Here is a 10,737-nt window from a genome sequence, read left to right as displayed (position 1 = left end):
TCATGACCCGCATCGCCTTCGGCTTCAAATTACCGGACGCGCTCATCGCCCTCGCCATGCTCAGCCTCGGCGGGCACAAACCCGTGCTTCCCGGACGAAACTAACCCACGGAAGAGTCAGGAGAGCCGGATATCCGGCAGTTTTTTCCTGCGGATGAAAGTCAGGCAGGGATGTTATCGACGCTAGCGGGGGAGAGCGAATTGCGGTCTGCGCGTATCTTCACTGATGTGTCTGGCGTCCCGTACTTCCGTGATGCCGGCAACCTTATGTTCAGCATTAACGACATCGAACGCGGAGAAAACGTGCTTGTCATTGCTTCCACCTACAACGAAGCACTATCTGATTCGGACGACGACACTCTCAGCGGTGCCGTATTCACTCACATGGCCTGGGTCTTTGACGGTGGCCGCAGCGCACCGGTCAGCGTCGGTATGCTTCGCCAATACTTGGGGGAGCTGACGGGTGCCAAGAACACCACACGTCAGATTAGAGACAGCTCCTCCGTCAAAGGGTGGGTGCTGACTGGCGAACCGGGCGGTCGTTGACCAGAGCCACATCCAGTGTGGAATTCCCTCGCATCATTGGTTTCTCCGACATTGCTGCCGCGCGGGGATCTGAGCTGCCGCGGATATCTCGGACAGTGAGCCCTCTTAAAATTAGGGTTCACTGTCCGAGATATCCGCAGCAGCTCGCAACACGAGCGACCATCGAAATGTGGCGGCTAGGGGATTGAATAATGTGCAAGTCAATCGGCTGGGCGCACGAGGTATCTTCTCACTGCGAGATTGTGGGGTAGTTGATCGACTCCACACCAACATGTCGAACAAGACCCCCTCACCGGACGTCATTTCGGAAGAGACGGGACGTGCCTAATCTATGGGCAAACGATGCCCCGAAAATAGCGGCACAAATTGCGCTGGATACCCTCGCTTAAGAAGGCACGCGTCGCTAGGCTGCAATCCCGACGAGAGGACACACCTATGGCCGTTGACCTTCCCCCAAACCTGCAGCCGACAAATGCGCCTATTGTCCGGGGCCCAGAGCTTCCAGCCAATCCGACGTCCCAGACGGACGCCCAGCGGCGGAACGAGGCGCGCGACGGCGTCAATGCGCGCAACGCTGAGAAAAATAGCTCCTCCAAGAACGGATAGTGCGTACTCGTGTCTGATCCGACAAAGTCAGACGTCGTTGCTAAGGCGAAACACGTCGCAGGACTCGCTCTTGCCAACAAGCGGCGGTTTGATTACAGCCGCACTCATGTTCGCGGCTGGTTGATTCGCGACGTCAAGGACCGTCGGTACCAGGCCGGCGACCTACATGTCGACCGCCTTGGCAATGATTGGAAAGACTTCCACAGTAAGGTGGGCCAGCTCTGGCTGGGCGAGGATGGAACTCTGTACCGTGCCGACGAAATTTACGGCGAGAGTGCGGAGGTCGGCAACTTCGACCATTCAAAACTGTACAAAGCGACCAATGAGGACCTGATCGGCGCTGGAAATCTCGACTACGGGCAGATAATGAAGGAGCTTCGCCGGCTTGAACTCATAGTCGAATAGCAGGCTTGCGATGACGTACACGCGGTCCCCGACTTTGACGACCTCTCAACGACGCGCGCTTCATGCTCCGCAATGCGGATTCTCTTTCGTTTTTGGACAGTGAATACGACAGGTCTGGCCAATGCCCGCTGACCTTCCAATGTGCCGAGCGCGGCGTTCTAGAACCCTAAGGTTATGAGAAGCACAGATACCGGGGTTGAATCACTCAACTTGCAATGAGCGTGCGGTATGGTTTCCCGCTAACAGTGTCACTGTGCAGTTGATTACAGACGTCGCAGTCCCAATAATTCTCGGGCTTTTAGCGGCCTTCGGCGCTACGTGGTATTCAAACAAGAAGAATGCCGAACGTCTCGAGCGCGAAGCGGACGATCAAGCCGCCGCCACTATTCGATTGTATATCCGGGTTCTAGACGAGACCTCGGACTACCTTGAAGCGCAAGCACTGAAGTACGGGGATTGGGATCCCAGAAAAGACATTATTAACCAAGGCGGAAAGGACGCCGTTCGTGATGCGTTCAACGCGGCAGCGCCCTATTTTCATCGACTAGATGTCCGAGACGATGATAAGAACCCGCTACGAAATGAGTTCCCCGACTATGGCGCGCATCCGATGGACGGGGCGGAGAGCTTCAATGCCCGAGCAAAACAGATTCAGTCAGTTCTCGATCGTGGCCTGAAGCGTTAGCGCTCCTGAGCTATCTCTCGCGCGATTCTGATCGCTACGCCCACCTGAATGATGGAGTACCGCCGCTCGCACTTATCGAGCCACAACATAGTCGAGTGGCGGATGCGTGAGCGATCGGGGCGGCGGGCCGGGTTACGTTCTGTCTCCTGGGGCGAGGCTACGAGACAACGCTTGGTTACGGCCGCTGAACGCGGTTCGACCCGACCAGCCACAAGGGCCACGAGGTCATCTCGAAGGACGCGCCGCGAAGAGCGCCGATGTCTGGCACGGTGAGTGCATGACGAATCTGAACTTCGTGGCCGATGAGGATGCCGAGTCGCTAGCCAACGCCGTAGGTATGGCTGCGCTCGTCTGGAGGGTGGTGGAGGAGTCCTGGAAGAGCACTCGCCCCGGGGAGGAGACGGCCAACCAAATCGGGACCGACTTCATGGCGCTTCGCTTGTGGCTAGCGCTCGTGTTCGTGGGGTTTGAAACCTGGCACGATATCTCGGACAAGTACCCGTCGGAGAAGCTCTCCACGTATTGGGACGACCCGTTGCGGGTGCAGCTCGGAAGGCTTCGTAACAAGACTTTTCACCATGGCGGTTCACTACTGCCGAAGCAGGTGGCCGACTTCTGGGATCGGCCCGACGCCATTCGATGGGCAAGCCATGTCATGGCCGCGGTAGCCGACGTCGCCGCAGAGCACTTCCTCGGCTGGGACGAGTTGAAGCGAAGGTCGGGCTTGGCGTGATTGCAAGCTCGCCGTTTGGTCCAATGAGACCGCTGGCAATTTGCATGACCCTTGCGACGGGATTCCCAAACCGCCAGCAACGCAGGCTCGGAACTGAAGTGGCGCATGAAATCGCCATAGCGCGCCTGAAAGCTCTATCTCCGGATGCTCAGCGCGCCTTGACGAGGCGCCTCGTAACCGATGGGTTGGAAGACGGCCAATGCGCAAGCGGCCTTTTCGCTAGTCGAGAACCGCCGAGGCGATTCGGTGGTCGATGATCGAGGCGTCTACCGTCGAGAACTGCGTGAACGCCGGGAGGCATTGACCGCTAATGGCGCGACGGACACCCGTGGCAACATTTTGGCAACATTTGAACGAAATTACATCGGTTTCAAGGGTGTCCAACTGATCGAAAAGCCGCGTAATAGTGCGGATCGGAGGCCGGTCCCGCAGCTTAATTGGGGACGCATTAGGTTTCAAATCCCACCGGTACCGCCACGAAAAACCCCCTACATCCCAGTGTCTCACTGGGGAGTAGGGGGTTCTTCTTTGCCCTGATTGCTGTTTTGGCGACCTTTTAAAAAGGTTTGGACATAGGAAACACGCCGTAACGTGATCACACGGAGATTTCGGGCGAGTCCAGTCCGTGTCGATCGCGGCCGGTGAACACTTGATGCGGCTTCTCACTGCATCCAGGATCGCCACAGCGGTCGTTCTCCGCGCAGCGGGTGAGTTGGTCAAAAGCTAGACCGGAGATGAATCACTCATCGTCGTGGAACCAGCAAAGATGCGGACCGTAGGAGCCCTCTCACGGTTCAGCCCGGGTGAGCCTGCGCAGATTCGACCCTTTCGCGAGAACCGCCTCACCTCTGCTGAGCTAAGTGAACTGGCCCCTCCTGTTCCAGGAAGTCTTTCGACTCGAGCCTTGGAGGGGCACCGTTGAATTCAAGTTAGGTGATTGCCGAACCTTCGAAAGGTGCGCGCGCGAACCCAAATGCCGAATACGAGATGGGAGTCATTTGCGAATCGGAATCGCCAGCTGGACTGGTGCCGTTGAGCAGCACCCTTCGTTGACATCCGTTGCGGCGCCCATCAATGTCGGAAGTGCCGTGGCTGCACAGCACGATTCGACCGCCATCTCGCCGGTGAAGCCGTGTTCCAGCCCGGTGGAGAACCCAACCGTTGTTACTAAAGTCTCGATTCCTGGTGCGATGCAGCACGCTCCGGTCTCCGGCAGGGTGAGTTCAACCCGTTCGGCGGCTGCGTGGTCTCCGGCGAGTTCGGCGGCGATGGAGCGGACCTGTTCGTAGCCGGTGGCCATGAGAAATGTGGGGGCGCGACCGTAGCTCTTCATTCCGACAATAAAGAACCCGTCGTCGGGATGAGCAAGGATAGTCGCGCCGTGCGGTGCGACGGTGCCGCAACTGTGAAAGTTAGGGTCGATGAGCGGGGCCAGCAGCGCAGGCGCTTCGAGGGCTGGATCAAGGCTGAGGCGGATCTCGCGCAGCATATTGAGGTTGGGCCGAAACCCGGTGGCTGCCGCGATGGTGTCGACGTTGAGCGAGAGCGGGAGCCCGTTGGTCCTGCCGTCGACCGTGAGCTGGCCGGTCTCGTCTTGTGCAGGACGGACGCGTTCGATTGTGAAGTTGGTCAGCAACGTGACCTCGCCGGCGGCGACTGCGTTGCGCACGCGGGTGCCCAATGCGCCACGGGCGGGCAGCTCGTCAGCCGTGCCGCCGCCGTAAAGACGCTCCGGTGACGGACCGCGGATGGCCCAGGATATCGTCGTCGTCGGATTGGACTGGCGCAATTTAACCAGAGCGAGCAGCGTGTTGGCTGCGGAGTGTCCCATTCCGACGACGAGCGTGTGTCGGCCGGCGAAGCGCTCTCGATCAAGCCCGAGAACGTCTGGCAGGGGGCCGCTGAGCCATGCTGCGGCATCCGTTTCGCCTGCTGTGGGGAGGCCGTTGGCTCCGAGAGGGTTTGATTGTCCCCAGGTTCCCGAGGCGTCGATGACCGCTGCTGCGGCGATGTCCGTTTCGATGCCGTTGCTGCGCACTCGGAGGACATACGCACGTCCATCCCGACCAATCGAGCGGGTCTTGTCCATGCCCTGCCGGGTGACGGCCACAACTTCAGCAGAGAAGCGGATGCGCTCGCTCAGCTCCGGGGTCGCCGCAAGCGGGCGCAGATATTTCTCGAGGAGGTCACGGCCAGTGGGGATCGCCGTAGCGGCGGGCTGCGTCCAGTTGGTCTGTTCCAGCAGACGCCGGGATGCTGTGTCGATGTCGTACTCCCACGGGGAGAACAGCGAGATGTGCTGCCACGGGGCAATGGCCGCGCCGGCGTGCGCTCCGGCTTCGAGCACCAACGGTTCTATTCCGCGTTCCAGTAGGTGCGCCGCTGCCGCGAGGCCGATCGGCCCGGCACCGATCACAACGACCGGCAGCCCCGCGGTCGTGTTCTTGGTGATATCCATCATGGTCAACCCTTCCCTCATCCAACAAACAAGACACACGATAACAGTGTTTACTGTTGATAACAAAGAGTGTGTGTCATACTGGGTGCCATGCGGCAAGGTCTTGATGTGCAACTGATTACCGACGATGAACTGCGCTCTCCAGCAGAGGAGGCCAAGATTCTGGCGCCACCACTGCGTGCGCTGTCCGACCCGAATCGGCTGCATTTGGTGCTACTCCTCGCTGAGGGACCGAAGACGGTGCGGGAGCTGACGGAGGCGTCGGGCATGAGTCAGACGCTCGTCAGCCATCACCTGACCCCTCTTAGAGAGCAGCTGCTCGTCAGCGTCACACCCCAAGGGCGCAGTAACGTGTATTCGCTGTGCTGTGAGAATTTGGCGACGCCGTTGCGCATGCTCGCCACCGTTGTCGCCAGCAGCCCGCTCGGTGTTGAGGCGTGCTGCGCCCCCACAACGTTGACGTGAACGGCCTCAGGTCCGAGTCGGAAGTCACCCATAGACTCAGTGCATGCCCTCCTCCGCTCGTCACGACGACGCAGACGCAGCGCAGCCGTTCATCCCGCTCGACCGGACGGCCGCTGAGCTGTTGGCGCGCACCCTGCGCGCGGTGGCGGACCCCACCCGTCTGCAGCTGCTGAGTATGATCGCGGGTGCAGAATCGGGCGAGGTGACCGTGGGGGATCTGGCGACAACGCTGGGAATGACCCAGCCGACAATAACCCATCATCTGCGCATCATGGTCGACGACGGTCTGCTCGTGCGAGACCAGCGAGGGCGTCAGGTCTGGCACTCCATCGCCGCCAGTCGTAAGTCCGCCATACTCGATCTCCTGAGGTGACACGTGTCTAAGTTTCCCCGCACGATTGGCCGCCCCCTCGACCCGGAAGCGGCTCGCGCTCGCGCGCGCCAAATCAGCGCGCTCACCGACCCGGTCAAGCTCCGGCTGCTCAGCCTGATGGCAGCGACACCCGCTCCGCAACATTCCCCGTCCTCGCTGGCAGGCGTGCTGGTCCTTTCCGAAGATGAGATCAACACAGCAATTGCAGACTTGTCCGCTGCGGGCTTGCTGACAACGGACCTTCGCGGTCAGCACCAGTTGACCGCGGATGCCTGGGTTCGCTTCGGTCGTCTGCTGGCATCGTCGGGATCAATCGAGACAGAGCTGAGCGAGGTAAGCGCGCCCATCGTTCCCCGCGCTGTCCCTCCGGTGATCTCCCGAATCGTTGACGATCTGTCCTACCGATTCAGCTCAACGTTCTCGCACGAGACTGTGGCTCGGTACGTTACCGAGAGCTATTCACTCCTCGCCGACCGCGCCCACATCGTCCGGTTCTTGCCATCATTGACGGCCAAATTTGCCACCGACAGGCTCAGCGCCCTGGCGACTGCGGAGGGCCTGGTGTTGCGGGGTACGCCCGAAGTGCTCTTCGTGTGCGTGCAGAATGCGGGGCGGTCGCAGATGGCGGCCGCCATCCTGCGTCAACTCGCCGGTGATGCCGTGCACGTGCGCACGGCGGGATCAGTTCCGGCAGCCGCCGTGCACTCGGTCGTTGTCGAAGCCCTCGATGAAATCGGCGTTCCTCTGGCGACCGAGTTTCCAAAGCCGTTGACCGAAGAGGTCGTGCAGGCCGCCGATTACGTCATCACTATGGGCTGCGGGGATGCTTGCCCGATCTATCCTGGGCGACGTTACATGGACTGGGTTCTGGAAGATCCCGTGGGTAAGTCCCTAGCGGAGGTGCGGCTGATGCGTGATGAGATCAGCGAGCGTGTACATGCGCTACTGGCCGAGATGGCACCAGGCGCTCAACCGGCGATCCTGTAGCCGATCCCGCGAATTGTCTCGATGATTGGCGGAAAGCCGGGCGCTGCCAAAGCAAGTTTCGTGCGGATGCGATACACGGTGATGCGCACGCGGATGGCGAATTCAGCGTCGCCGTCCGCGAAATGACGAACGAGTTCGTCTAGCGACACCAGCTTGGGGAAGCCAAGCATGAGAAACTGCAGGACTTCGAATTCCTTGGGCGAGAAAAACACTTCGACGCCGCGCACGAGCACGCGGTGTTCTGCCGCGTTGAGCACCAGCCGGCCGCAGGTCAACTCGAGGTCGGGCGGGTGGTCGTGACCGCGCCGCATCGGACCTAAAGCGGATGAAAGACGCGACGGGGTGAGGGGGAGCGCGACCAGGCCGGCCGCGCCGCGGCTTAGGCCTTCTGCGACGAGCCCTTCGGGCAGGGTCGCGGTCAAACCCATCAGGACGGGCGCATGGGCGAGGTCGGAAACAATTTCGATGAAATCGAGAACGGGCATGTCTGTCATGTCGGTCGGGGCGACGACGATCGAATCGGGCTCATGCGCGAGCATGCGCAGGGCGGTGCACCCGTCGGCCGATCGGCTGAGCGAGATGCCGCGCCGCCGGAATTCGGCCGCGCTGCCACGGTGCAGCGGTGTCGGGGAGTCGATGACAAGAACGTGCAGCGGCCAGGTCGGGGTTTCAACGACGAGACTCACCCGAATCGACCCGAGATGTAGTCTTCCGTGCGCTGGTCGGCTGGACTTTCGAAGATCTTCTTGGTGAGGTCATATTCCACAAGGAGTCCGGTGCGGTCGCCGGTCTCTTCACTGGCGAGGGCCGTGAAGAACGCGGTGCGGTCGGCCACCCGCGCCGCCTGCTGCATGTTGTGCGTGACGATGATGATCGTGTAGTCCTCGCGCAGCTCATACATGAGGTCTTCAATACGCGACGTGGCAATGGGGTCGAGGGAGGAGCATGGCTCGTCCATCAGGATCACGTCGGGTTTGACGGCAATGGTGCGGGCGATGCAGAGGCGCTGCTGCTGACCTCCGGAGAGACCGAAAGCGGACTGCTTGAGCTTGTCCTTGACCTCGGTCCAAAGTGCTGCCCGGGTGAGGGCTTCCTCGACCAGGTCGTCCATGTTGGACGCCTTCATTCCGATCACCCGCGGGCCGTAGGCGATGTTGTCGTAGATCGATTTGGGGAACGGGTTGGGTTTTTGAAAGACCATCCCGATTCGGCGCCGCACCTCGATGGCGTCGACTTCCCTGTGGTAGATGTCTTCGCCTTGAAAGGTGACTGAACCTTCCACGCGGGCCCCGTCGATGAGGTCGTTCATGCGGTTCAGTGAACGGAGCAGGGTGGACTTGCCGCAGCCCGACGGGCCGATCAGTGCCGTGATTTCTTTCGAGCCAAACGCTAGGTCAACGCCGGTCACGGCGCGAAACGCGTTGTAGTAAACATTGACGTCTTTGCACTCGATTATCGCGTTGGGTACTGCGGGCAGCCCCTTGCTTCGATGGGCGTGCTCGTCCGGAAAATGAATTGTGCGCTTCTGGTCGCTGCCCGTGGTGTAGCTGGCAGCGCGGGTGTTGGTCGTCATGGGTGGTCCTGTCTGTCTACCAGCGCTGCTGGTAGCGGTTGCGGATGAAGATGGCGAGTCCGTTCATGGCGAGCAGAATCAACAGCAGCAGAATGCTGCCGGCGGAGGCGAGCTCGTGGAACTCGGCCTGCGGCCGTGACGTCCAGTTGAATATTTGAATCGGCATGGTGGTGTATCCGCTGAGCAGGCCGTTTGGATCGAAGCTGACGAAGACCAGCGCGCCCAGCACGAGTAGAGGAGCGGCTTCGCCGAGGGCTCGAGACAAGCCCAAAATGGCTCCCGTGGCAATACCAGGGACTGATGCTGGTAGCGTTTGTCGCCAGACGGTTTGCAGTGGTGTCGCGCCGAGTGCGAGGGAGCCTTGGCGGATTTCGAGGGGAACAGCGCGCAGCGCTTCTCGGGTGGAGATGATAATCACGGGTAGGACGAGTAGCCCGAGGGCCAAGGCGCCGCCGATGACGATGTTCTTATTTTGTACACCCAGAAGGGCGAGAAAGCCCAGGGCGAGCAGGCCGTAGACGATAGAGGGGACGGCGGCCAGGTTCTGCACGTTGAGTTCGATCGCGCGGTTGAACCATTTTTTGCGATCGGCGAATTCTTCTAGGTGCACGGCGGCGGCCACACCGAGCGGGATGGTCATCACGGCGGTGACTCCGATCACCCAGATGGAGCCGAGTATCGCCGGGCGGAGGCCGGCTCGTTCGGGACCGGATGCGGGATACTCGGTGACGAGGCGGGAGTCGAGGCGGGAAGACCCGTCGATGAGGGTGGTGATGATGAGGGTCAGGAGCACGCCGAAGGCTACGAACAAGCAGAGCCAGAGTGCGATGAGAAAGAGCACGGAGCGGGCGCTGTGTTCGCCGCCGCGTACCTTTCCGCGGATGCTGGCGCTTCGGATGTGGGCGCCGAGGCCGGTGGTGAGGAATGTCATCAGTAGATCTCCCGGAAACGGCGCACGAAGCGGATGCTGATGAAGTTGAACAGGAGGGTGACGAGAAACAGCAGCAGGCCTACCGCGAAGAGGGTGTCGTATTCGAGGGATCCCACTCGGGAATCTCCGAGTGCGGCGTTGGCGATGAATCCGGTCATGGTCTGACCCTGCTCAAGGGGACCAGTCACGATTCGGGCCTGCCCGCCGGCGGCGATGGCAACGATCATCGTCTCTCCCACGGCGCGGGAGACGCCGAGCACGATCGCGGCGATGATGCCTGACAGGGCGGCGGGAAAGACGACGCGGACGGTGGTTTGCATGCGGTTCGCGCCGAGCGCTGCTGATCCCTGGCGCATGCTCAGGGGCACGGCGGACATGGCGTCTTCGCTGATCGAGGCGATCGTCGGCACGATCATGACGCCCATGACGAGGCCGGCGGCGAGGACACTGAAGGCGCCCGTGTCGAGGTCAAACACGCCTCGAAAGACGGTGGCCTGCACGAATTGCAGGGCGAAGAGACCGAACACAACGGTGGGAATGCCGGCCAGAATTTCCAGGACGGGCTTGAGTACTTTGCGCAGGCCCGGTTTGGCGTACTCGGACAGGAACACGGCGGCGCCCAGCCCGAGCGGGATGGCGACCAGCAGGGCGATACCGGAAGTCCAGGCGGTGGCGGTGACGAGGGGCAATACGCCGAACGATGCGTCAGCGAAGCGGGGAGCCCAGCGATCGCCGAAGAGAAAGTCAAACACCGAGACGGTGCGGAAGAATTCGATAGACGGAACCAGCAGCGCGATCAGGATGCCGCCGGTGATGACAATGGTCAAAATAGCGGCGACCCGCAGGAGGAACCGTACGAGCGATTCGCCGTGGCGGGGGCGGGTGGACCGCAGGGACACCGCGGGGCGGCCCGGCAGAAGAGCCGGACCGCCGACGGGGGTGAGTGTGCTCATGAACGCACAATCTCCTTCTTGAA

The 10,737-nt window shown here is 61.1% G+C and carries 12 protein-coding genes; 7 read left to right on the top strand and 5 right to left on the bottom strand.

All coding sequences use genetic code 11. The features are described from left to right. Window positions 1-227: 227 nt before the first annotated feature. The 4 genes from CJ028_RS14255 (at window position 228) to CJ028_RS14240 (ending at window position 2,974) form a co-directional block, all read left to right on the top strand. The gene (locus tag CJ028_RS14255; protein WP_129590503.1) at window positions 228-545 is read left to right on the top strand and encodes a hypothetical protein; all 318 of its coding nucleotides are present in this window, start codon (window positions 228-230) and stop codon (window positions 543-545) included. Between the two features lie 615 nt (window positions 546-1,160). Next, the gene (locus CJ028_RS14250; protein WP_105035893.1) at window positions 1,161-1,556 is read left to right on the top strand and encodes a hypothetical protein; all 396 of its coding nucleotides are present in this window, start codon (window positions 1,161-1,163) and stop codon (window positions 1,554-1,556) included. A 253-nt stretch (window positions 1,557-1,809) separates the two neighbouring features. Beyond that, window positions 1,810-2,241 carry a hypothetical protein gene (locus CJ028_RS14245; protein WP_105035892.1) on the top strand — a complete coding sequence of 144 codons (432 nt, stop codon included), beginning with the start codon at window positions 1,810-1,812 and terminating at the stop codon, window positions 2,239-2,241. Window positions 2,242-2,518: 277 nt separating this feature from the next. Continuing rightward, window positions 2,519-2,974: a hypothetical protein gene (locus tag CJ028_RS14240; protein ID WP_105035891.1), complete on the top strand. Its 456-nt coding sequence runs from the start codon at window positions 2,519-2,521 to the stop codon at window positions 2,972-2,974. 994 nt (window positions 2,975-3,968) lie between these two features. Here the strand turns inward: CJ028_RS14240 and CJ028_RS14235 are convergent. Continuing rightward, window positions 3,969-5,435, bottom strand: coding sequence for an NAD(P)-binding domain-containing protein (locus CJ028_RS14235; protein ID WP_439099048.1), 1,467 nt, complete (start codon window positions 5,433-5,435; stop codon window positions 3,969-3,971). Window positions 5,436-5,540: 105 nt separating this feature from the next. Between CJ028_RS14235 and CJ028_RS14230 the strand changes: the two genes are divergently transcribed. Genes CJ028_RS14230 through CJ028_RS14220 form a run of 3 tightly spaced genes read left to right on the top strand, consistent with a single transcriptional unit; the run spans window position 5,541 to window position 7,257 of the window. After that, window positions 5,541-5,897, top strand: coding sequence for an ArsR/SmtB family transcription factor (locus tag CJ028_RS14230; RefSeq protein WP_240607300.1), 357 nt, complete (start codon window positions 5,541-5,543; stop codon window positions 5,895-5,897). Between the two features lie 43 nt (window positions 5,898-5,940). Then, window positions 5,941-6,270, top strand: coding sequence for an ArsR/SmtB family transcription factor (locus CJ028_RS14225; protein ID WP_105035888.1), 330 nt, complete (start codon window positions 5,941-5,943; stop codon window positions 6,268-6,270). A gap of 3 nt (window positions 6,271-6,273) precedes the next feature. Further along, window positions 6,274-7,257, top strand: a complete 984-nt coding sequence (locus CJ028_RS14220; protein WP_338064143.1) for an arsenate reductase ArsC — start codon at window positions 6,274-6,276, stop codon at window positions 7,255-7,257. Here CJ028_RS14220 and CJ028_RS14215 read toward each other — a convergent pair. The 4 genes from CJ028_RS14215 to pstC form a co-directional block, all read right to left on the bottom strand. Further along, entirely contained in the window at window positions 7,239-7,796 is a 558-nt protein-coding gene (locus tag CJ028_RS14215; RefSeq protein ID WP_129590502.1) for a winged helix-turn-helix transcriptional regulator, read from the bottom strand. The two genes, CJ028_RS14220 and CJ028_RS14215, sit on opposite strands and share 19 nt — an antisense overlap. 143 nt (window positions 7,797-7,939) lie before the next feature. After that, window positions 7,940-8,713, bottom strand: a complete 774-nt coding sequence (pstB, locus tag CJ028_RS14210; protein ID WP_240607304.1) for a phosphate ABC transporter ATP-binding protein PstB — start codon at window positions 8,711-8,713, stop codon at window positions 7,940-7,942. 133 nt (window positions 8,714-8,846) lie between these two features. Beyond that, window positions 8,847-9,761 (bottom strand): phosphate ABC transporter permease PstA, encoded by a 915-nt coding sequence (gene pstA, locus CJ028_RS14205; protein WP_105035885.1) that lies wholly within the window; start codon window positions 9,759-9,761, stop codon window positions 8,847-8,849. Continuing rightward, the gene (gene pstC / locus CJ028_RS14200; RefSeq protein ID WP_105035884.1) at window positions 9,761-10,714 is read right to left on the bottom strand and encodes a phosphate ABC transporter permease subunit PstC; all 954 of its coding nucleotides are present in this window, start codon (window positions 10,712-10,714) and stop codon (window positions 9,761-9,763) included. Before pstC ends, pstA begins: the two co-directional genes overlap by 1 nt. Window positions 10,715-10,737 lie beyond the last annotated feature (23 nt).

Origin of the sequence: Cryobacterium aureum (assembly GCF_002954245.1) — a bacterium.
Classification (GTDB): domain Bacteria; phylum Actinomycetota; class Actinomycetes; order Actinomycetales; family Microbacteriaceae; genus Cryobacterium; species Cryobacterium aureum.
This window is presented reverse-complemented; position numbering and strand designations above follow the sequence as displayed.